This is a genomic window from Alkalimarinus alittae (assembly GCF_026016465.1).
GTDB lineage: Bacteria > Pseudomonadota > Gammaproteobacteria > Pseudomonadales > Oleiphilaceae > Alkalimarinus > Alkalimarinus alittae.
This window is the reverse complement of the sequence record NZ_CP100390.1, coordinates 230,374-253,253: the sequence shown is the minus strand read 5'-3', so window position 1 is coordinate 253,253 and position 22,880 is coordinate 230,374. Positions and strand designations below refer to the sequence as shown.

At 45.4% G+C, this 22,880-nt stretch carries 19 protein-coding genes; 12 read left to right on the top strand and 7 right to left on the bottom strand.

The window, feature by feature from the left end; genetic code table 11:
- Positions 1 to 127 precede the first annotated feature (127 nt).
- On the top strand, positions 128 to 868 hold the full coding sequence (locus tag NKI27_RS01095; RefSeq protein ID WP_265047857.1) for a substrate-binding periplasmic protein: 741 nt from the start codon (positions 128 to 130) through the stop codon (positions 866 to 868).
- On the opposite strand, the gene NKI27_RS01090 is transcribed toward NKI27_RS01095, so the two are convergent.
- Positions 865 to 2,469, bottom strand: a complete 1,605-nt coding sequence (locus NKI27_RS01090) for a glycerol-3-phosphate dehydrogenase/oxidase (protein ID WP_265047856.1) — start codon at positions 2,467 to 2,469, stop codon at positions 865 to 867. The genes NKI27_RS01095 and NKI27_RS01090 overlap by 4 nt on opposite strands.
- Before the next feature lie 279 nt (positions 2,470 to 2,748).
- On the opposite strand from NKI27_RS01090, the gene NKI27_RS01085 reads away from it, so the two are divergent.
- The 4 genes from NKI27_RS01085 to NKI27_RS01070 are packed head-to-tail and all read left to right on the top strand — an operon-like array spanning position 2,749 to position 9,088.
- A complete protein-coding gene (locus NKI27_RS01085) occupies positions 2,749 to 4,206 on the top strand; it encodes an efflux transporter outer membrane subunit (RefSeq protein WP_265047855.1) in 1,458 nt (485 codons plus the stop codon).
- Positions 4,203 to 5,381: an efflux RND transporter periplasmic adaptor subunit gene (locus NKI27_RS01080; protein ID WP_265047854.1), complete on the top strand. Its 1,179-nt coding sequence runs from the start codon at positions 4,203 to 4,205 to the stop codon at positions 5,379 to 5,381. The genes NKI27_RS01085 and NKI27_RS01080 overlap by 4 nt, the downstream gene beginning before the upstream one ends.
- On the top strand, positions 5,381 to 8,509 hold the full coding sequence (locus NKI27_RS01075; protein WP_265047853.1) for an efflux RND transporter permease subunit: 3,129 nt from the start codon (positions 5,381 to 5,383) through the stop codon (positions 8,507 to 8,509). Before NKI27_RS01080 ends, NKI27_RS01075 begins: the two co-directional genes overlap by 1 nt.
- A 33-nt stretch (positions 8,510 to 8,542) precedes the next feature.
- On the top strand, positions 8,543 to 9,088 hold the full coding sequence (locus NKI27_RS01070) for a methylated-DNA--[protein]-cysteine S-methyltransferase (protein WP_265047852.1): 546 nt from the start codon (positions 8,543 to 8,545) through the stop codon (positions 9,086 to 9,088).
- A gap of 84 nt (positions 9,089 to 9,172) precedes the next feature.
- Here the strand turns inward: NKI27_RS01070 and NKI27_RS01065 are convergent, their stop codons facing one another.
- The gene (locus NKI27_RS01065; protein ID WP_265047851.1) at positions 9,173 to 9,646 is read right to left on the bottom strand and encodes an Hsp20 family protein; all 474 of its coding nucleotides are present in this window, start codon (positions 9,644 to 9,646) and stop codon (positions 9,173 to 9,175) included.
- Positions 9,647 to 9,895: 249 nt separating this feature from the next.
- Between NKI27_RS01065 and NKI27_RS01060 the strand changes: the two genes are divergently transcribed.
- The 5 genes from NKI27_RS01060 (at position 9,896) to NKI27_RS01045 (ending at position 13,736) form a co-directional block, all read left to right on the top strand.
- The gene (locus tag NKI27_RS01060) at positions 9,896 to 12,094 is read left to right on the top strand and encodes a multiheme c-type cytochrome (RefSeq protein WP_265047850.1); all 2,199 of its coding nucleotides are present in this window, start codon (positions 9,896 to 9,898) and stop codon (positions 12,092 to 12,094) included.
- Between the two features lie 202 nt (positions 12,095 to 12,296).
- Entirely contained in the window at positions 12,297 to 12,596 is a 300-nt protein-coding gene (locus NKI27_RS01055; protein ID WP_265047849.1) for a sulfatase-like hydrolase/transferase, read from the top strand.
- Positions 12,572 to 12,928 carry a sulfatase-like hydrolase/transferase gene (locus NKI27_RS19370; RefSeq protein ID WP_406803115.1) on the top strand — a complete coding sequence of 119 codons (357 nt, stop codon included), beginning with the start codon at positions 12,572 to 12,574 and terminating at the stop codon, positions 12,926 to 12,928. Before NKI27_RS01055 ends, NKI27_RS19370 begins: the two co-directional genes overlap by 25 nt.
- Positions 12,903 to 13,046, top strand: a complete 144-nt coding sequence (locus tag NKI27_RS01050) for a hypothetical protein (RefSeq protein ID WP_265047848.1) — start codon at positions 12,903 to 12,905, stop codon at positions 13,044 to 13,046. Before NKI27_RS19370 ends, NKI27_RS01050 begins: the two co-directional genes overlap by 26 nt.
- 21 nt (positions 13,047 to 13,067) lie before the next feature.
- On the top strand, positions 13,068 to 13,736 hold the full coding sequence (locus NKI27_RS01045; protein WP_265047847.1) for a hypothetical protein: 669 nt from the start codon (positions 13,068 to 13,070) through the stop codon (positions 13,734 to 13,736).
- Between the two features lie 128 nt (positions 13,737 to 13,864).
- On the opposite strand, the gene NKI27_RS01040 is transcribed toward NKI27_RS01045, so the two are convergent.
- Entirely contained in the window at positions 13,865 to 15,076 is a 1,212-nt protein-coding gene (locus NKI27_RS01040; RefSeq protein ID WP_265047846.1) for a patatin-like phospholipase family protein, read from the bottom strand.
- 430 nt (positions 15,077 to 15,506) lie between these two features.
- Here NKI27_RS01040 and NKI27_RS01035 point away from each other — a divergent pair, with 430 nt between their 5' ends.
- Both NKI27_RS01035 and NKI27_RS01030 read left to right on the top strand, forming a co-directional pair.
- Positions 15,507 to 16,487 carry a SphA family protein gene (locus NKI27_RS01035; protein ID WP_265047845.1) on the top strand — a complete coding sequence of 327 codons (981 nt, stop codon included), beginning with the start codon at positions 15,507 to 15,509 and terminating at the stop codon, positions 16,485 to 16,487.
- Positions 16,488 to 16,646: 159 nt separating this feature from the next.
- Positions 16,647 to 18,155 (top strand): phospholipase D family protein, encoded by a 1,509-nt coding sequence (locus NKI27_RS01030; RefSeq protein WP_265047844.1) that lies wholly within the window; start codon positions 16,647 to 16,649, stop codon positions 18,153 to 18,155.
- Positions 18,156 to 18,310: 155 nt separating this feature from the next.
- On the opposite strand, the gene NKI27_RS01025 is transcribed toward NKI27_RS01030, so the two are convergent.
- From NKI27_RS01025 to NKI27_RS01010, 4 genes are all read right to left on the bottom strand, one after another.
- A complete protein-coding gene (locus tag NKI27_RS01025; RefSeq protein WP_265047843.1) occupies positions 18,311 to 18,898 on the bottom strand; it encodes a lipid-binding SYLF domain-containing protein in 588 nt (195 codons plus the stop codon).
- Positions 18,899 to 19,166: 268 nt separating this feature from the next.
- The gene (locus tag NKI27_RS01020; protein WP_265047842.1) at positions 19,167 to 20,729 is read right to left on the bottom strand and encodes a DUF1254 domain-containing protein; all 1,563 of its coding nucleotides are present in this window, start codon (positions 20,727 to 20,729) and stop codon (positions 19,167 to 19,169) included.
- A 357-nt stretch (positions 20,730 to 21,086) separates the two neighbouring features.
- Complete coding sequence (locus NKI27_RS01015) at positions 21,087 to 21,845, bottom strand: heme ABC transporter ATP-binding protein (RefSeq protein WP_265047841.1); 759 nt, start codon at positions 21,843 to 21,845, stop codon at positions 21,087 to 21,089.
- A gap of 1 nt (position 21,846) precedes the next feature.
- Positions 21,847 to 22,872, bottom strand: coding sequence for a FecCD family ABC transporter permease (locus tag NKI27_RS01010; protein ID WP_265047840.1), 1,026 nt, complete (start codon positions 22,870 to 22,872; stop codon positions 21,847 to 21,849).
- Positions 22,873 to 22,880: the final 8 nt, after the last annotated feature.

The following is a 22,880-nucleotide window of genomic DNA, read 5'->3' as shown; positions in this document are numbered from 1 at the left end:
GGGTGGGCAAACTATCATACTTAACAACACAAACAAAGGGGTGAAAATAGTTAGTCGCCTTAGGCGATGTTCTTCTATACTTTCTTAAGGGTAAGACTTTACCAACAATAAAAAATGGTTTAACTAAATGCTAAAATCTAGTTTGATTATCTTCATCATTATGCCGCTTTCTTTGTTATCGATGACACAAACGGCAACAGCACAAACATCAACCATTAACATTACCACCTTTGATCAAGCTGCGCCCCGCCTTAGTGTGAGTGAAATGGTTATGCGTGAGATCTATAGCCGACTCAATATAGAGCTTCAGTTGAGTAAACACCCAGGCAATCGTGCACTCTCACTAGCAGATGAGGGGAGGGTCGATGGAGATCTAATCAGGACGACTGCGGTCGAAGATATCACACATAACCTCATTAGAATCCCCACTCCGATAGCCCAAATCAAACATGTAGTGTATACAAAAAAAGAAAGGTCATTTGAGGTCAAAGGCTGGGGCTCACTCAAGCCTTACAAAATAGGTATTATAAGAGGTGTTAAAATAATAGAAGAACGAAGTAAATCGCTCCATCCGGCCATAATAAGCTCGCCGAAATCACTTTACAAAATGCTCTATTTAGAACGTATCAACGCGGCAGTATTTACAGAGCTTGACGGATTGTTCACGCTCAAGGCACTAAACCTACATCACGAAATTATTAAACTGTCGCCGCCTTTAGAAATAACCCCTGGCTATCATTACTTACATCGTAAACATGCGGTACTGATAGAAAAGCTGTCTACCTTAATGCAAGAGATGGAAGCCTCTGGCGAACTTCAAGCACTGATTGAAAAATCTGAAAACATGATTATAGATTCGCTACCTTAACGGCTATCAAAGTATTCATTCCACTTGGCTTCTGCCTCGTCACCAAAGAGTATTTCACATGCTTTTTTCAGCCCTAACGAGTGTTTAATATCTTCTTTTTTCACCACTAATGAGATTTTAGAGCGTCGTCTTAAAAAATCTTCTAACTTAGTCACCATCTCGCGCCGCGCCGCCTGCTCAATTTCACAGCGTAGGTATTCAGCATTCTCTATCAAGAGTTCAGCTTCTTGCGGATCAGCCCTTATCGACTCGAGTAGATTAAACGCATGCGCGCCATAGCGCCGCCATAACCGTTGCGACAAACATTCAGATGAAGAGGCATGGGTCATTTCGTCTAGCCCTATCAATCTCGCTTGGTGCATAAATTCCTTCTTTACGGGCGCAGGCGGCTCACCATACCAACGCGCCTGGGGATACGGATAACAAACACCGAGGGTTTCTACTATTTCACTCACTTCATCGCCAACATTTAAACAATCGGTGAGCTTGCCACCATAAATGCTGAGGTGTTTGTCTTGAGGATTTACATCCACGGCATGTTTTCTCGATAGCTGTAACCAGTCGGTTTCATCTGTGTCGTTGCCTTCGACCACCAACGGTCTAGCGCCACTGCGTTCTGCGACAATGTCTTGCTCAGTCAGCGGTTTATCCAATTTAAGTCGAGCATTAATATTATCTAAAACAAATTGACGATCTTCAGCCGTGACTGCAGTAATGGGGTCATCCACCTTAGTATCCGTTGTTCCAATGCAAGTTTTGGGGCCCATAGGGATAACAAAAAATAGCCGCCCATCGTCTGCAAAAAACGTCAGTACCCGCTGACTCGGTGTCAGCCGGTCAACAATGAGATGAATGCCTTTGGAGAAAATATGATGGTGATTAGTCTTCTGACCAGATAGCTGGTTATGTTCATCGACGAACGGGCCGCACGCATTAATCAACACCTTAGATCGAATAGTCATGCACTCGCCTGTGATTTCGTCTTGTGCGCGTGTCACCCAACAACCACCCTCACGCGAAGAACCCAACGAGCTAACATAGTTAGCCGCAACACAACCATAGTTCATAGCCGAACGAATAAAGTTAAAGACAAATCGAGCATCATTGTCATAAAGGTATGCATCAGAATACTCAAACCCGCCACTACAGTCTTCAGTGTTAACAATGGATTCTTCTTCATTTATTTTTTGGGCTGACAAGTATCGTGGCAGACGAGTAAACCCGTTACCCATCAACCAATAAAGCAGCGTCCCCATAAATAAAAATAACGGAGGATAGCGAAAACCTTTATTAATCGTGGTGAAAAACCGCACCTCTTTTACCGTTGAGGGATAACTACGCATTAACTTATTACGAGACATACAGAGCTTTCTGACTAAACCAAACTCATACGTCTCCATATACTTAATGCCACCCCAGGCAAGATTAGATGATTGTTGGCTGGTAAATCCGGCAAAATCACGCCTATCGATCAGCGCCACTTTCGCACCTCTGGCTGCTAGTGCTGCGGCAGATACAGCACCATTAATCCCGCCCCCAACCACCAGCACATCAAAAGTATCTTGGCTGAGTTTTTTAATATTATTCGTTCTTAATTTCATGAAATGTTCTTTGTAAAGAAAATGAGATTACCCATGAGTACCACCCTTCTTCAGAGTATAGTCATAATCAATGTGGCTGTGATATGAAGTGTCTATCGCCCCTCTGGCGATACTCAGCATAACAGCCTTGTTTTGTGGTAGCGTGTAGGACTCGGCAACGTAAATTTTGTGTAAAATGACCTGATAATCGTATCGAGCCATAATATAGTAGTGGCAACAATCAGATGACACCTCTAATTCAATATGGGGATACTCCCCTAGTAACGTGAAGTTATCTACATGATGAAGCTATACACACCCTTTTCTATGATTATTTTATTCAGCTTTGTAGTGGTTGGATGTAGCACTGTACCTAGAGAAGAATACCCTAAGGCTGAAATCCCTGTCGCATGGCAGCAGCCGGTCAGCATGCAAGCGACTCAAAAAGCGGCATGGATTAAAGATTTTAATGACCCTCAGCTTGAAGCACTCATACAGCAGGCCTTAGCTAATAACCACGATTTGAAAGCGTCTGCGGCTCGCGTTGAAGCCGCACTAGCTCAAGCTCGCATTGCAGGAGCGGCTCTAAACCCAAGTGTTAATGGCAATATGGATGCGCAAAGGCGACGTTCTAATTCAGAGAATAACGGCAACGTCAGCAATAATTACAATACAGACCTCGGCTTAGGCGTTGATATCAGCTGGGAGGTCGACCTATGGGGGCGGCTATCAAACCGCGCCAACGCTGCCACATTAGACGTTGAAGTGTCTGAAGCTGAGTGGCAAGCCGCCCAGTTATCGCTGGCTGCTAGCGTGGCAAGAAGCTGGTTTAACCTCACGGAAGCACAACTACAGCTTAACCTCGTTGAACAGCGGTTACTAAATTTAAGCGACAACTTAATCACCATTGAAGAAGACTTCAAATTAGGTCTGAGGGATGCTCTTGATGTGTATTTAGCCCGTGCAGATGTGGCCGGTGAGCAAGCGCGCATTGCCAATCGACGCTCCGACCTACTGAGTGCAAGGCGAACACTTGAAATACTGTTAGGCCAGTATCCAGAAGGACTTATCAACAGTACCTCAACCCTAACACCGCTCCGTTCACCTATTCCTAGCGGACTACCTTCTGAGTTGTTACAGCGAAGACCCGATTTAATCGCCAGCCAAAAACGCTTGGCATCAACCAATGAGCTCGCAGCCGCCGCACATGCTGACCGATTCCCACGGTTGACCTTAACTGGCGACGTTGGCACGCGGTCAAACGACCTGAGTAACTTAGTCAGTAGCGACTATTTAGTTTGGTCGGTATTTGGAGGCCTGACTGCCCCGATTTTCGATAGTGGTCGGCTTGAAGCAGAAGAAGAACGAGCCGTCGCCAATATAAAAATGGCTGAAGCCAATTATAATCAAGCGCTGTTAAATGCCTTTCAAGAAGTCGAAGCCGGCCTTATTAATGAAACCTTATTACAACAGCAAGAAGCCGCACTAAAGACCGCGTCTGAAGAATCACAAGCCGCTGAAGATCTGGCCTTTGATCAATACCAAAGTGGTTTACTAAACTTCGTAACAGTACTCGAATCACAGCGCCGTTCGTTCGATGCTCAAAGCACAGAGATTGACGTGCGCAATCAGCGCCTACAAAACCGCATCAACCTTTACTTGGCACTGGGAGGCGCATTTGTCGATGACACATCCAACCAGCAAGACGCCAAACAAAAAACCAGTACTGACCTGACCAAAGGATTTTTGAGTAAATGAACCCTCTAGCAAAACAAAGCCTAAAAGTACTTCTGCCTATCATCATTTTGGCTATCTCCGCTGCGGCTGCGTTTACCATCAACCAAAACCCGACTCAGGCCCGCAAAGCACCGCAAGCCAAACAAGCACAACTTAATGTCGATGCCATTCCCCTTGTTCGCAGTTCTTACACTGTAAAACTTAACGCATATGGTGAGGTTCGCCCCAGAACAGAAGGCACCTTGGTATCTCAAGTATCTGGCACACTCACTCAGGTTTCACCGCAATTTCAGAATGGCGGTTTTTTTGAGGCCGGAGAGACTCTTGCTCAAATTGACGATCGAGATTATATTGCTGCAGTGACGATGGCAGAATCAGACCTTATTCAAGCGCAATTTGAACTAGAAGAAGAACGCGCTCGAGGCCAGCAAGCAGAAGCCAACTGGCAGCGTATCGGTAAGGGTCAGCAAGCCTCTGAGCTGGTCCTCCGTAAACCCCAACTTGCCGCCGCTAGCGCCAAGGTCGCGTCGGCCAAAGCCTCCCTCGATAAAGCCAAACTCGACCTGCAACGTACTGAAATATCAGCGCCGTATGCGGGCAGAATTGTGGATAAAAAAGTCGATGTCGGACAGTTCGTATCAACCAATACCGAACTCGCTAATATCTACGCCACTGACTACATAGAAATACGCCTACCACTAGGCCCACAACAAGTAGGATACTTATCCATTCCTGAGCAGTACCGAGGCAACGACACTTCGCCAGTAAAAGGGCCTCATGTCGAGATGATCGCCAGACAAGGGCACAAAACGTTTAAGTGGGAGGGCTTTATCAGTCGAGCCGAAAGTACCCTTGATAGCAATAACCGCCAACTCTACGTAATTGCCCAGCTAAACGATCCTTATCGCCAGCGCGACGATGGCACCCCCCCCCTAAAAATTGGTCAATTTATCGAAGCTGTCATCACCGCCAATACGATAGACAACGTCTTTGTGATACCCCGTTCAGCACTTTACCAAGGTAAAACCGTGGTACTGGTTGAAAATAAGTTGTTAGTCCGTCGCAATGTAGAGGTTATCTGGTCGGATGAAACCCATGCGGTGATCAGCAACAACCTCAACCCCGGAGAGTGGTTGGTCACAACCCCGCTGGGTAACCCTGTGTCTGGCACACGCGTAACCATTAGGAGTCAATAATGCACGGTCTTATTGCTTGGTTTGCGCGTAACGCCGTTGCCGCCAACTTATTAATGATGACGCTGATAGGGTTAGGCAGTTTCTCCTTAGCGAAATTAATCCCATTAGAAGTCTTCCCCAGTATCGAGCGAGACGCCATCAACATCGCGGTCGGTTATGCGTCGGCGTCGCCTGAAGAGATCGAAGAAGGCGTCTCAATTCTTATTGAAGAGGCCATTTTTGACCTCGAAGGCATTGAAAAAATTACCTCCAAGTCATTTGAAGGCGCCGGTGTGGTAACGGCAGAACTAGAAGACGGCTACGACAAGCGCGACCTGCTTAATGATATCAAAAGTCGGGTAGATTCTATTAACAACTTCCCCGCTGATGCCGACCGCCCTTCGATTGCTATTTCTGAGTATAAACGTGAAGTGATCAGTGTCGTAGTGTCTGGCAAGCAGTCAGAAAAAGAACTCCGCGTCGTCGCTGAACAAGTAAGAGATGAACTCAACAGCTTACCCGAAGTTACACAGGTTTTTGTCGAATCCACTCGTGCCTACGAGATCGCTATTGAAGTGCCAGAGCGTATTTTACGTGAGTATAACCTCTCGATGGATGATATCGCATCAGCGGTTAAAGGCGGCTCCATTGACCTCTCTGCAGGCAGTGTAAGAACAGCAGGCGGAGAAGTATTAATCCGCACCAAAGGGCAGGCCTATCAACAAGAAGATTTCGAGAAAATAACCATCTTAACGCGCCAAGACGGCACTCGCATCACCTTAAAAGAGCTCGCTAATATCAACGATGGTTTTGAAGAAGACCCCGTTAAAATTCGCTTCAATAACCGACAAGGCATTCTCGTTGAAGTCTATCGAGTCGGCAACCAAAGCGCCATTGAGATAGCCGATGCCGTTAAGGCGTATGTGGCTGAAGCAGACCAAAGAATGCCCGACGGAATCTCGGTAGGTTACTGGCGCGATAGCTCCCGAATCGTCAAAGGTCGCCTTAACACATTGATTAATAGTGCCGTTCAGGGGGGCTTTCTTGTTCTCGTGTTGCTTGCGTTATTTCTCCGACCGGCCGTAGCTTTTTGGGTCTGCGTGGGGATTCCCGTTAGTTTTATGGGCGGTTTTTTAACCATGCCGTTTTTTGATGTCAGCCTAAATATATTTAGCCTTTTTGCCTTTATTCTCGTGCTCGGCATCGTGGTGGATGATGCTATCGTCACTGGAGAAAATATCTACGCTCACATCCAACGTAACGATGATCCGATGGAAGCCGTGATACGCGGCACCCAAGAGGTTTCTGTTCCGGTCACGTTTGGCATACTCACCACCATTGCAGCATTTATACCGTTAGCGCTTATCGAAGGCCGCCGTAGCGTATTATTTGGTCAGATACCGCTTATTGTCGTGCCCGTGTTACTTTTTTCATTGGTTGAATCAAAGTGGATTTTACCGGCCCATTTAAGGCATCTAAAAAAACTCCCTTCAGACCCAGCCCAACAGGGGCGCTTTATGCGCGTACAGCAAAGTATTGCGAACGGTTTAGAAAAGGCCATTCTTAAATACTACCGCCCTGTTCTAAAGCAAGCACTTGCGCACCGATACCTTACCTTATCACTGTTTATCGGCACGGGAATTATCATCATTGCGCTGATCACCAGCGGTTGGACCAAGTTTATATTTTTCCCTAGAGTGGAAAGCGAAACCGCACGCGCATACCTCACCATGCCGGCAGGCACAGCCTTTGAAACAACCGATCAATACATCCAAAAAATGAGCGAAGCCGCTCAACAACTTCAAGACAAGTATCGAGATGAGAACGGCAAATCGGTGATCAAAAATATTCTTTCCTCAACCGGCCATGCCGGCGGTACTGGCAGCGGCAATACCAATAAAGGGCGTGTGTTTTTTGAAGTCGAATCTCCCGAAACTCGAACAATGGATATTCGCAGCACCCAATTGGCGAACGAATGGCGAGAAATGATCGGTGATATCCCTGGCGCTGAATCATTAACCTATCGAGCCGAAATAGGCCGTACCGGCGACCCTATTGATGTACAGCTTAGTGGGCAAAGTTTTCAGGACTTGCGTGCAGTGGCTGATCAGTTAAAGCAATTACTGAGTAAGTATCCCAACGTGTTTGATATTGGTGATAGTCTCTCTGATGGTAAACAAGAGTTACGAATTAAACTCAAACCGACCGCCGACTTACTCGGCATTACGCTGTCCGATATTACCCAACAAGTACGTCGCGCCTTCTGGGGTTATGAGGTTCAGCGCATTCAGCGTGGCCGTGATGATGTCAAGGTCATGGTACGCTACCCTGCTAGCGAGCGCGCCTCGCTAAATAATCTCGACACCATGCTAATTCGTACTTCAACAGGCTATGAAGTGCCATTTGATCAAGTGGCAGAGCTTCAACCTAGTACCAGCCCCGCGTCTATTACAAGAATTGATCGTGCCCGCACGCTGAATATAACCGCCGATATCAACAAGCAAGAAGCGGATATTGAAGCCATCAAGCGCGACATCAATCAATTTCTTGAAGAAACATTACCCCGCTATCCGGGTGTGAGTTATACGCTAGAGGGTGAAGCCCGGGAGCAAGAAGAGTCTTTCCATAGCTTATGGCTAGGGTTAATAGGGCTGCTATTTGTGATTTACGCACTACTGGCCATTCCCTTTGGCTCTTATCTACAGCCCTTTATAGTGATGTCAGTGATTCCCTTTGGCGCCATGGGCGCGGTCATGGGTCACTGGATTATGGGGATGGATTTAACACTGCTAAGCCTGATGGGGATATTGGCACTATCTGGCGTAGTGGTGAACGATAGTTTGGTGTTAGTCGACTATATCAACCGGCATAGCAAAAATAGCCAACAGATGTTATTGGCGATTAGTAACGCAGGCGCTGCGCGTTTTCGCCCTGTACTGTTAACATCGTTGACCACCTTTGCTGGTCTTATGCCGTTGATGTTTGAGAAGAGTACACAGGCACAGTTTTTAATTCCCATGGCGGTCTCCCTTGGCTTTGGGATTATCTTCGCCACGGCTATTACGCTGATTTTAGTGCCGGTGAATTATATGATTTTGGAAGATTTAAAGGCGCTTTATCGTGGTAAAGCACCCCAAGAAGAAAGCTAAATTATGATCTTCGCTTATGAGGAATAAATGTTAATGTCGGCTGAACAAGAAATCATAACCTATGCGCACAAAAATACCGTTCTTGGCCTTATAGCGATGGCGGCAACCCAAAAAGGCGTTTGCTTTGTTCAGTTTGGTGAAGACGAAGAGGCGCTGCTGGCTGCGTTAAAAGACGAGTTCCCAAAAGCAGAACGGGTACCCTCACCCGTTCAATCGACAGCTGAATTAAATCGCTGGATAGACGCCCTTGATCAGCATATCAGCCAAGGCACCGCAAGACCCGATCTCCCGCTTGATATTCGAGGCACCGCGTTTCAGATGCAGGTCTGGCAATTCCTGCTCAGCATTCCCGAAGGCAAGGTACTGAGTTATAGCCAACTAGCCGAACAGATAGGTAAACCCAAAGCATTTCGTGCAGCCGCATCAGCCTGCGGCGCTAACCGAATTGGTGTACTTATCCCTTGCCATAGAGTGTTGAGAGGGGATGGCAGCCTTGGGGGATATCGTTGGGGATTAGAGCGAAAGCAAGCCCTATTAGATGCAGAAAAAACCAGAAACCCTAGCCCCACGCCCCTGTAGGAGCACCACTTTGGCGCGATTTTATACTTGAATTGGGTGTTTAGGGCTAACTAGGCTGCGGTTACCCGCAGCCTGTACTTTTACTTAAGCCGCTTTATCGTTTGAGCTATCTTTCATCTTATGTTCAATCACATTTTGATCTTGGTTAATGGCAATAGACCTTGGCTTCATTGCCTCGGGGATTTCCTTCACCAAACTAATCGTGAGCAACCCATCTTTCAGATCTGCTCCTGTGACTTCAATATAATCCGCTAAGTTAAATTTTCGCTCAAAGGCTCGATTGGCTATGCCTTGGTGAAGGTACTTGCGCTCGCCTTCACTTTCTTTCTGGCCGCGAATCGTCAATACGCCCTTTTCTACCTTAATATCGAGCTCATTTTCTGCAAAGCCCGCTACAGCCAACGAAATACCATAACGGTTATCGTCTAATACTTCGATGTTGTAAGGTGGGTAACCCGTTACGCTACTATCTGATTTTAACGAGCTGTCTAACAACGATGCCAGACGATCAAATCCGATGCTGCTACGGTAAAGTGGTGTTAAGTCAATTGAGTTCATAATAAATTCTCCATTAAGAAGCAAAATACAATAAAATCATGAGATTGAGTCGAAACTCTTATCAAAGACGAAGCGACTACACTTAATATATAAGGCTCTGGAATGTTTCTTCAAGTGTTGGTTAAAAAAGTTTAATCTTTTGACTTGATGTGTTTCACTTGAATAATGTCTGCGGTAACGGATTTTAATGCCATAGCCTCTGTCAGAGCCTTCTAAAATAATAACAGTAAGCTTAATTTGGTTTGAATTTTGAAAAAACTATACCTTCTCTGTACAACGTTAATCTGTTTATTTTATTGCTTTTCAATAAACGCAAAAGAACTTGCCGGACATCACTTCCAAAAAAACAAGCCAATTTCAAATCAGCAATGTTTGACCTGTCACCAGCAGGAACATAACAGCTGGCAACAGTCTGATCATGCTAAAGCGATGGCCATTGCTAATAAGCAAAATATACTGGCAAACTTTAATGATGCCGAAGCAAATCACTTTGGCCAGAAAGCACTGTTTTTTATCGACAAAAATCAGTATTTCACCACCATTTCTTATGGCGAAAAAGTTGAAACCTACCCCATAAAATACACATTCGGTTTTTTCCCGCTCCAGCAATATTTAGTCGAAACAAAGCAAGGCACACTTCAAGTATTGCCGTTTTCCTGGGACAACAGAAAAACAGCTGATGGCGGGCAGCGCTGGTTTCATAACTACAGTCACGAAGCAATTAGCCCTGACGACAGGCTTCATTGGCGTCAACCATTGCAAAACTGGAACGGTATGTGTGCCGACTGCCACTCTGATGGCCTGGTCCGGCATTACGACCCAGATACAAATAACTTCAGCAGCCAATTTGATAATATCAATGTTGGGTGCTTATCGTGCCACGGAGATATGTCCGACCATGCCAGGCTAAGAACCACAAAGGGTGACGCAACTAACCCCCCCGTAATTCAACCTACTGCCGGACAATGGATGGTAAATAAGCCCGGAGCTAAAACCGCACACTGGGAAGGCGAAGCACGAGATAACTCCTTTATGGATGACTGTTTTGCTTGTCACTCACTTAGATCACCACTAAATGATGGCATAGAACCCAAAAAACCTTTCTTAGACCAGTTCACGCCACAACTTTTACTCCCGCCTCTTTATCATGCTGACGGCCAGATAAAAGAAGAAGTTTATGTTTACGGGTCGTTTTTACAAAGCAAAATGTTTTCTGCAGGGGTTAACTGTTTAGACTGCCATGATAAACATACGATGAAGGTCAAAGTAGAAGGAAATGGGCTGTGCTTGCAATGCCACAACGTAGATACGTTCAGCCAAAAAAGCCATCATCAGCATGAAAACAATTCTTCCGGCGCACAGTGTGTTAATTGTCATATGCCAGAATCACGCTATATGGGTGTTGACGATAGACGTGATCATAGCTTTAAAATCCCTCGCCCCGATTTATCAATTGCGTTTAATACACCCAATGCCTGCACAAAGTGCCATGATGATAAAACAAATAAATGGGCCAAAGAAAAACTGGAAAGCTGGCACGGTAAACCATCACAGATATTAACCAGCAAGCAAAGGCTGATGGCATTAAATAACGGCCAAACCATTACCCTGGAGCAACACTTACAAATCATCAATGATGAAAAGCTTGATGTCATTAGCAGAGCCTCGGCCATTCAGTTACTCAGTTACTCAGCCGCAGAATTCACAGGTGATATGCTAGCACCCTACTTTAAGCACAGTGAAGCGTTATTGCGTATGTCTGCGGCAAGTGTTGCCTTACTGCTGCCAGAGAAAGATAAAATAAAATATGTAAGCCCATTATTAGATGACAAATACAAAGCCGTCAGGGTTGCCGCTGCCAAAAGTTTAGTTTCAAGCAATATTCCCGCAACTAACCGTCTGCTTTTTGATAAAGCATTCAAATCATTAATCTACGCGAATAAAGTTAATAGCTGGCGTGGTGAAGGTGCCTCCAACCAAGGCATTTTATCGATTGATTCCGGTAAAATAAGCGACGCAGAAAAATCATTTAAGCACGCTACAGAAATAGACCCTTATTTTGATGGTGGCTATATCAACCTGGCTGATTTATACCGTGCTCAGCAAAAAACACTTCAGGCAGGTTCTGTGTTGTTAAGTGGCATTAAATACAATCCAAACTCAGCAGTATTACATTATGCTTACGGTTTATATTTAATCCGCCTGAGTGAGACAGACAAAGCACTGTCACACTTTGAAAAAGCCATGGCACTAGAGCCCATAAACTCTCAGTATGCTTACATAGTTGTATTAGCAATGGATTCATCAGGCCAAAGCAAGCAAGCTTTAGAAAGATTAAAAATGCTTATAGAAAAGTACCAGGACAAGTCTCAATTGAAAGAACTCGGGTTATATTTATCACAAAAAGTAAACTCAAGATCAGACTATAACTGGTTTCTCAGTCAGTAGGCTCTGGCGGACAAAAGCTCGTATTGAAAAGCCAGTATGTCATTAGAAGATAAAGGGGTTAGGTAAAGAAGATTTCAGGTAAAAGGGATTGATGTTAATTAGTTAATAGCAATAATATAAATTTGCGTTAACTAATAAAACAACAACGTTTCTTTATCTAAAAAGGCGCTAAAAATGGAATTTAATAGACTATTAATAGGAGTTGGACTGGTTTTTTTCAGGTTTAAGCTCCTTAAGTGCAGCAGAAGGATTAGATCGTAGTATATTACCAATTGCTGACCCTACACCGACAGTGTCGACGACACTTGATGTACGAAATGCAACACCTCCACCACGGTTTGTTGTGGAGCCACCCAAAGACGCACCGAACGTGCTAATTGTATTAATCGATGATTTAGGTTTTGCCGGTACCAGCGCATTTGGTGGCCCCGTCAGTACTCCAACCTTTGACCAAATCGCAGGGCAAGGGCTTCGTTTATATACGACGGAACACACCAGGTAGAGTTACCTGATGATCCTGACTATCACTTCCTGACAGATATGACAAACCAAGCTGTCTCCTGGATTAAATATCAAAAAGCCCTCACTCCTGACAAACCTTTCTTTACTTATTTTGCCCCTGGCGCTGTACATGCTCCGCACCATGTCCCCAAAGAATGGATAGCTAAGCATAAAGGCAAGTTCGACCAGGGCTGGGACGCAATACGCAAGCAAGTTCTTGACCGCCAAATCAAACTGGGCATCGTACCTAAGGGCACCACACTAGCACCTAAACCTAAAGCAATTCCTGACGGGAATACCCTCTCAGATGATGAGTGTACTCTATTGGCCTAAGCGCATTAAAGCGGCCGGTGAACTACGCACACAGTTCCACCACGTTATCGATGTTGCTCCAACCATTTTGGAGGCCGCAGGTATCCCTGAGCCAACAACCGTAAATGGCGTTACTTAGCGCCCAATCGAAGGTGTCAGTATGATGTATACCTTCGATAATGCTAATGCAAAAGAACAGCATAACGTTCAATATTTCGAAATGTTTGGTAACCGCGCTATTTATAAAGACGGTTGGTTTGCCAGAACTATTCACCGCGTACCATGGGAACAAAAGCCACGCAGACCTTTAACTGAAGATATTTGGGAACTTTACGATACGTCTAAAGACTTTAGTTTAGTGAACGACCTGTCTGCTAAAAACCCTGAAAAATTAGCTGAAATGAAAAAGCTGTTTTTATCAGAGGCTGAAAACGGTGCTCATGGCGCGATTATCGTTCAAGGTGGTCGTTTTGGTGGCTGGTCTCTTTATGTTAATGATGGTGTGCCTGCATATACTTACAACTTCCTTGGTTTAAAAAGAACCACTGTTGCCTCTTCAAAAGCATTAAAACCAGGCAAAGCAACCATTCGGTTTGAGTTTGCTTACGACGGTGGCGGTTTAGCCAAAGGCGGTAACGGCACCTTATTTGTCAACGATAAGAAAGTAGCTGAAGGGCGTATAGAGAGCACCCAACCAATGGTCTTCTCTGCCGATGAAACGGCCGATGTGGGTATTGATTTAGCGACACCCGTTGTTGAAGCGATTGGTTCCGAAGCTAAATCCCGGTTTACCGGTAAAATCAATAAAGTGACCGTTGCTGCAAAATAAGAAAGTCGCCTAAGTCACTACGTTGTAATACTTATTAAGTATTATGCGAGGCAACAAAAAATGCGTACTTAGATAAGTACGCATTTTTATTTATTAAAATCTTCTGGAGCTCTTCTTACCAAGAAGATTTAGCGTCCACTCTTGTCATACTCATCCAACTCTATTTTGGTCTGCCAAGGGTAACCAGACAATGCTTGTTCATAGGCTAAACTAAACAATCCCTGCATTTCTTCAGGAATAAAGTCCATCGGTGAACTTATAAAATCGGTACCATTGGGTATGGTCGCCATATGGAATTTAATATTTCTCGTTTGTGCACTTTCATATATCCGATGGATCGTACGATCAAACAGAAGGTCGGTAGCGACAAGCAGAAGCGAGCCGATCACTTCAGTCGCCTCAAGGGGCGATGGTTTATAAGCGTGGCTTTCGCGGTATTTACGATTAGCAATTACATATAAATTAGCATCAAAACGATCACGATTTTTGGCGCTTACATGGAGCACATCACTCCAATTAACTAGCAGCCCTATCATAAATACATTTGAGTAAAGCCCGCCATCAACATGCATTTGATAAAACTTTTTTTCTTCAACGTCAACTTCAATAAATTGCGGTGGAAACAAAATAGGGACGGCACTGGATGCATATATAATATCCCGATAGCGCTGCACTTTATTTGGTCGGTTGCTTGACGCTATCGCTCCCATATCCCATACAACCAACTGCCCTGTATCTAGGTTTGTGGTGCCCATGTATAAACGGCGACCTTTTTTGTGCTCCGCCGCAATTTTAGCTAAAAACGGCTCATTAATACCTTTTATGAGTTTTTCTTTGAGTGGCCTTGTATCATTAATTGAGGCCTGACTAAACCAATTCAGCAAACGACTGGTGTATAGATTTTCGGTTTCAAGTGTCGTAAATATATCCTGCAGTGTATCTATATTCTCCCCACCCAGAAATGCGAAAGAAGCCATTATTGAGCCTGTAGAGATCCCCGTTACAATATCAAACTGAGGCAGGTCACCCCGTTCTTTCCAACCAGATAAAACCCCCGCACCATAAGCACCACCAGACCCGCCTCCAGATAATGCTAAAATATTCAAGGGAATGGCTGTCTCGCTACCGCTGTAATTCTTGAGCTTTATTTCTAGCGCTTCGCCCATGCTTTTTTTAAGCGTATATTCTGAGTGATCGCTTTCAATATCTAAATCTAGCGCTCCCCAAGGTAGTCGCGCAGATTCGTCGCTTGGCAGTGCGGCAGGTCTAGTAGATGCACATCCATAAATAAATATTACTAACACGATGAGAAGGCTTGCTTGATACCGTACTTTTTTCACATTAGACCCTGATAGATTCACCCGTATAGGAGACGAGTATTCAGATTAAAATTTGATAAATTCGGGGGTGAGGAATATTTATTATTCCTCAAATAAATCAGGATCTTAAACTAAAAACAGCCTATACAACAATTATAGTAATCATTTAAAATAGATTAGCCGTGTTACTTTGTGCAATATTTAACTTAATTTATTGCCGACTTAAACTCTCAAAAAGCGATCTATATACCCCCCCCTCTTTTCTAGCGTTAATTATTTGAATGCGCTATTTTTAATGGGATATTCTTGCCAATATCGTCTTCTTCCTCACGATAAAAGCTTGATACGAGCAATATTCATAAAAGACGTCGAGCTTTCTCTTTGAGTGCACAAGACACGTTCAATCGGATCAAAAGAAAAATAACGAACAAAGAATAAAAAGGAACGACTCATGATAAACCATACGATGAATCACTGCAGCCCAAAGTTCAGGAGTAAAGTGCTTCAGACTTGTACATCTCTGGTTGCCATGGCGGCACTAACGTCAACCAGCGTTTCTGCCGACGAAGGCGGCGTCGCATTTTGGTTCTCAGGCCAATATTCAAGCTTTGCCGCCGTCCCCGTCGCAACTGGCTGGTCGATGCCGATTCAAGGCTACTACTATAATGGTGGTGTTTCCGCTAACAAAGAGCTTAAACGCGGAAACCAAGTGTCTGCTAACCTAGATTCATCATTACCACTGCTGATGATACAGCCTACTTATGCACCCGAGACCCAAGTTTGGGGTGGCCAGCTCGCATTAGGGTTGGGCTTTGGATGGGGCTACGGCGATGCAGATGCCAATGTCACGGTATCAGGCTTTCCTAATGGGTTATCGCGTAGTGATTCAGTAACCGGTTTTACTGATCTATACCCTATCGCGAGCCTGGCTTGGGCAGATGGCAACAATAACTATATGACCTATGTCACGGGTGACATTCCAACCGGAGACTATGACCCAAATCGACTGGCAAACTTAGGCATCGGTCATGCCGCAATTGATGGTGGTGGTGGCTATACCTATTTTAACCCGGCCACAATGCAAGAATTTTCAGCGGTTGTTGGGTTGACCTACAACTATGAAAACGATGACACAAAATATCAAAACGGAATTGATGCTCACTTAGATTGGGCCGCATCACAATTTCTAAACGACAATTGGCAAGTCGGTGTTGCGGGTTATGTGTATGGTCAGTTATCAGGCGATTCAAGTCCAACGCAATACAATGACAACATCAAGTCCAGAATCGCTGCGGTAGGGCCAGAAGTGGGCTATTCATTTGTTATGAATAACCAGGCGGCCTATCTCAACCTACGCGCTTACTGGGAGTTCTCGGCAAAACATCGTGTCGAGGGCACTGCAGTCTTCGCTACCGCTTCGTTACCATTTTGACATCACTTACCAAAAGCTAATCAACGTACGCTATAAATGCAAAACAGCTCGAAAGAGATAATAATGAGGTATTCCCATATCATAATAATTCTAAAGCCCACTTTATTGTCGCGCCTAAAAGATTTAATACTGAGCTCAACATGCATATTTCTTCCTGTAATGATGCTAACCCTAAGTTCATGTGCGTCACTGCCAAACGACAATAGTCGAATAGAATCATATGCATTAAAACATACCGCTGACACTCAATTAGGGAAGTCACTGGCACATCTATTCTCCCAGCACCCCAGTCTATCTGGTTTTAATATGCTTTCGCTCGGGCAAGATGCTCTGGCAGCCCGCATCGCTTTGATTCAAGATGCTCAGCGTTCACTCGACTTACAATACTACATTTGGCACGATGACCTGACCGGGCGACTTCTGCATAATCGCTTACTGGATGCGGCCGATCGCGGAGTGCGAGTACGGTTATTGCTAGATGATTTAGATACGGAAGGCAAAGAAGAAACGTTATTTGCACTGGATGCTCACCCGAATATTGAAATACGGCTTTACAACCCCTTCATATATCGCAAGACGCGAGCGATGGACTTTATCGTTAGACCGTTTCGCGTCAATCACCGCATGCACAACAAAGCGCTTATTGCTGACAATCAAGCCGTTATTCTCGGTGGCCGTAACATCGGTGATGAGTATTTTAGTGTAACCAAAGAAGTTGCGTTTGATGATCTTGATGTTTTGGCGGCAGGGGGCGTTGCCAAAGATGTTTCTGCCTCGTTTGATCGGTACTGGAACAGCCCTTTGGTATTGTCTTTAGCCGCGTTTTCACCAGACGACCAAAATAAAGAGAAAGACTTACAGGCTCTACGTCTACGCTCTGCCAAATATTTCAAGGAGGCCCAGCAGTCAAAATTTGCAGAGTCGCTGAGAAACACGCAAATATTGCAATACGGAAGTGTTAACGAATTACCTATTACATGGAGCCCCTGGGTTTTTATTGGTGATGACCCAGACAAACCCGATGCCAACAATCTGGCCCTGGATAGCTATCTGGCACCTAACCTGAAAAGAGCCTTCGACCTAGCAACCAATGATTTAATTATCATTTCTCCCTACTTTGTTCCCGGTGATGCCATCAAAGAATATCTGATCGACAAGGTATCCTCAGGCGTAAGAGTCCGCATCTTAACTAACTCGTTAGCAGCCACTGATGTTGCTGTGGTGTATGCAGGGTATATGGATTACCGCAAGGACTTGATTAAAGGAGGTGTTGAACTCTACGAATTCAGAGCAACTCAGACAGCTGAAGATAAGGAAAAATACGGCTGGGTTGGCTCCTCACAATCAAGCCTCCATGCCAAGAGTTTTGTCTTTGATAAAGAGGCTATTTTTGTTGGCTCATTCAACCTTGACCCTCGATCGATATCATTGAACACAGAACAGGGAGTCTATTTTGAGAGCCCTGAGTTCAGCCAGTCATTTTCTCAGATGTTTGACCGGCAGATTTTGAAGGTCGCCTACAGACTTAAACTAAATGATGGAGACTTAGTTTGGGAAACCTTGAAAAACGAAGAAATAATACGATTCGACAAAGAGCCCGACACTAGTTGGTGGAAACGATTTTCCACACGCATGATGTCATTCATAGTGCCTGAGAGCATGCTGTAAACAAGACCTATCGCGACCTTTTAAGCGCTCCACTTTGACGCGGTAAAATGCTAAACCTAACCGAAAATCAGTCACTATAGCCCAACTCTTACCTTAGCTTAGAGCCGCTCCTACACAAGAACGGCTCGAAAGGTTATTCTGCGCAATTTTAACTATTATTCTTTAAGCTTAATGGGCTTAACCCGAAGAATACCTGCCGTCACTGATGCTGAAACACCTGCATCGGTAATCATGTGAATAGTGTAGCCCTGATCTGGCAGATCACTACTACCACCGCCACCGGCTGCTCCTGTTTCCCCTACCTTAGCAGCCATTTCTGCACCTGCTTGGGCCTCCCATTTGCCATTAATAAAGTCGTCAAACACGTCTTTTTTCTGAAATATCAGTACCGGCCTCAAGCTTCGGGCACCCCATCCACCGCCGACATCAAATCGAGCCATGTGTAAGTAAGTTCGCTTTTGGGTTTTGGTTTCAATCGCAACACCATAACCTGCACCCGCACCCACCATCGGTACTTTGGTTATTTTATTATGCATGATGATATACCCCACCGAATGGGCGACTTCTTCTTCGGTGGCAGAATCTTGCTTATATAAATCGGCCAACGTTCTATCGACTAATGAATCAATCGTTTCTACTTGTTCGGCTTTAGTATCACCTGGGATGCTGCCGCAACCTGATAGCACAAACGCGACCAAAGCTAGCATTCCGGCTAGGCGGGTTTTTTTAATATGGTTGATCATATCGTTTCTCAAATTAGATTAAAAAGTTGACTTATAAAACAGCAAGCAGTTTCAGCACAACCGTAAAATGAAGTCGCTTCATTACACAACACGCAGCGATAATTCGAATGCGACAGGTCGACTTTACAACGGCCTATCGCGGTACGATGAGGCTTTTCAGAATAATCTCACTGCCGCCACTATCAACCCATCGAATATTAAAACACTACTTCTTTGCGTTCAGACTTAATAGAGTAGAGTGCTGAATAAACCTACCAGACAACTTGCCTCACTTAACCAGTTCGATTTCACCCGGGCGCCAGGTTTTATCAAACCAAGGTTCAAGCGGTCCATAGAGGCGAAGTAGCGTATACCAACCTTTCTTGGGAACAGTCTGAGTCCAGTTGCTTTCCTTGCCGGCAGGCGCCGTTGGTCCAAAATAGAGCGTGACCGAACCGTCCTTATTCTCAATGAGTTTGTCCCGCTTGTTGTTTTTGCTGGGGAAAGGCTGGCTAGTCTGCAACTCGGAGCGAGTCTGTGGATCGTAAATCACCACCGACCAGAAGTCCTTGGCTGGCACATTAGCGGGTATTGTCAGTTTATAGTTCTTTCCACCGTCAAGATAGTCACCGCTCTTGTCACTGGCGATATAGGCATACTGAGAACCTCTACCTATCATCTTCAACACCATGGCCGGAGTGTTCACCGTAGCCTGATAGAAGAAAAGGGTACGCGCATCAAGGTTACGACCGCCCTGCCCTTTATCGCCTAGCCACTGGTAATCACCACCGACGAATGCAGTACTCCATTTACTGCCAGGATAGTAATGAACATCTTCAAGTCGCGGCTGAAAGACTAATGCTCGTGCAGTGGCATTGCCAATGGCAACGGCATCGGTCAGGATCTTCTTTTGGTGCTCAGTGGGTGCAAATGGTTTGCCTTTGTATACACCAACCGAAGCAAAGAGCCCGCGTAGTTCTGGGTCCAAAAATGAAACCGGCTCGCGCTGAATAACATGGTTAAGCTCTTCGTAGAATTCGTAGTTATTGGCGTGAACCGTGTTCCAGAATTTTTCTGAGCCAGAGATAAACTCCATCTTCGGTGGCTTAGCGGCTTTAGATAGTGGGTAAATCTTAAGCCCTTCCTTAAACATAGCGTTTGCAGCGTCTGGTTTACCATCCACGAGAAAACCACGCAAGATCAGCCAGTTGACGTAGCTAGGTGATTTAACAACATAGTACGACTCACCGTCGATTTCTGTGGATTTACCTCCGATGGGACCTTCAAGTTCGCCTTTGTAATCCGGCGGCAGAATGAGGTATTTCCCTCCCTTTCCAGCATCAGGACCGGGGGCGCCCATATCGACTACAAAACGAAAATAGGCATCGTTGACAGTACCGGGACCGCACTTAGCCGGAATCTCGACCACGGTGGGTCCGTCCTTCTGAAGGTCGAGGAATGCGGAAGTATAAACGGTGTCAGTGTTGGCGGTAAGGAATAGCGCGGCAGAATCCGCTAGCTTATCAAAGATAACCACTTTATGAGAGGCATCGGCACCAAGACTTAATTGCCCCTGACGCAGCCCTTCGATAGACGTGGCAGGAACACCATTGAGAAAGGTTTCTACCCCTCGGATATGCAGCAAGTTGTCATAAAGCTTCTCGACCGTCTCGTTGTGTGGCATTCCGTCGAAAAACTTTAGCGTCCCGATTCGAGTTTCTACCGTGTCGGGTGTCATAACCTTCGCGGGGATGTGGTAGTTATAGCCAGGCGTCGGCTCTTGAGCGAGTACAGCTGTAGACGTCAGGGTCATGGCAGCAGCCATGCCGAGGATGGAACGAGCAGTTTTCATTATAGTCTCCGGTTTTATTATTTTTTCAGGCTTGATCTTTAGCTGGCCTTTACAAAAACCGACAACTGCCAAACACCCTCCCCCGAATAGGTTTCGGTCGATGATCTCCTAGCTTATAAAAGGTCAACATTAATTGAAAATTAATCATTTTTACTGACCACATTAACTTACGCCAACAAGACATCTTTTTTAGTCAGTTAATAATAGGCTAGTGACATCTATATCGCTAGTTTTTTTGAAATAGTCTATTGAATATAATAGCTTACACAAAACAGGCATCTTTTTTGTGCGTTGAAGTTAAGTGGTTTTATGAAACGAGTTTAATTGCATCTAAAAAATCGCGACTTAGAGCAGCTCCTACAGAAAGGCTAACAAGCCTGATTCTGTCTGCACTTGCTGAGGTCGATACCCCCACTGACGTTCTACCGAATCGGGGGTTAACACTTGCTCCGGTTTGCCCACATCTACAAATCGACCGTTATCCAACATACCGACTCTATCGGTATAACGCATGCTTAAATTAAGGTCATGCATAATCACCAACACTGAGTAGCCTTTATCTGCTGTTAAGTCTTTGGTCATCTGTAATAGTTGATGTTGCTGGGCAAGATCTTGTGCGGAGGTGGGTTCATCTAGCAGCAGCAGCGGTGTCTGTTCTGCTTGGGATAGCTGCACAAGGACGCGAGCAAAGTGAACCCGCTGCCGTTCGCCGCCGGATAAACTTACATACAGTCTATCGTCAAACCTTAGAGTATCAGTCAACGCTAGCATTTTTGTGACTAACTGCTGCCCTTGTTGGTGATTGATCGACAAGGGTATTAAGCCTAACGAAACCACTTCACGCGCGGTGAACGGGAAGCTAAGCTGACTGCTTTGAGGTAGCACCGCCAAGTGGCGGGCAAGGGTTTGTTTTGGCCACTGGTCCATATCAAGCTGGTGAAGCATGCGCGTTCCAGTCGCCTTAATATCGCCGCAGATCGATTTAAACAAGGTGGATTTACCCGCACCGTTCTTACCCAACACTGCAAACACCTCCCCCTCGCTCAAGGTAAAGTGATCAATATCTAATAAGGTTTTTTGGTTGATGACGACGCTTAAATTATTGAGAGTTAACATACTATATAAATGTCTTACGCTGCTTAATCAGCAAAATAGTAAAAAACGGAGCACCCATCACGGCTGTTAGTAAGCCCACAGGCAGTTCAGATGGAGCCATCAATAAGCGTGCGCCAATATCTGCGAGCAGTAACAATAGCGCCCCTACAATGGCACTCAACGGTAGCAATGTTCGATGGTCAGGGCCAGTTAGCATGCGTACTAAGTGAGGAATCACTAACCCGATAAAGCCAATAATACCTGCCACTGACACCGTCACGCCGACACCAACAGTCGCCACAATAATCAGTTTTAGTTTGAGTCGCTCTACATCAATACCTAAATGTCTGGCTTCGGACTCCCCTAACAACAGGGCATTTAGCGCCTGAGCATGTCGCTGAAAGTACCAGGCCATCACCAGCATTACGACCAAACAAAGCAGTAAACTATGGTTGCTCACATGAGCCACCGACCCCATCTGCCACAAGGTTATATCGCGCAATGCTTGGTCATCAGCAATCACATTCAAGAAGCCCATGACCGCACCGCCAAAAGCCGTCACCGCGACGCCTGCAAGTATCAGCATCACCACTGAGGTGCCGTTTTCGCTCTGTGCTAAATTAAACACTAACAAGGTCGTTAGTAATGCCCCCACAAACGCGGCGACGGGTATCGCAAAACCTTGTATGGCGAGGGGCAATAAAATAATCGCGATAGACGCACCCAATGCAGCACCCGAAGAGGCACCAATAATGCCAGGGTCAGCCAGTGGGTTTCTGAACAACCCCTGCATCACTGCTCCGCACTGTGCCAATATCGCACCGACTAATAACGCCAGTAATGTTCGAGGTAAACGTAAATCTAATACCACGAGCTGTTGATAGGCCGCTAGACCGCTAAACTCTGTGCCCCAAAGACTATCCCAGAGGGCGAGCAAACTTTCGCTGGTAGATAGCGCCATCGCACCGCTAGTCAGCGAAATAGCAACGGCGACACAGGCACTCACCAGAAAGGCAGGCCATAAAATTGAGAATGGTATACGCGACATGGCTGACT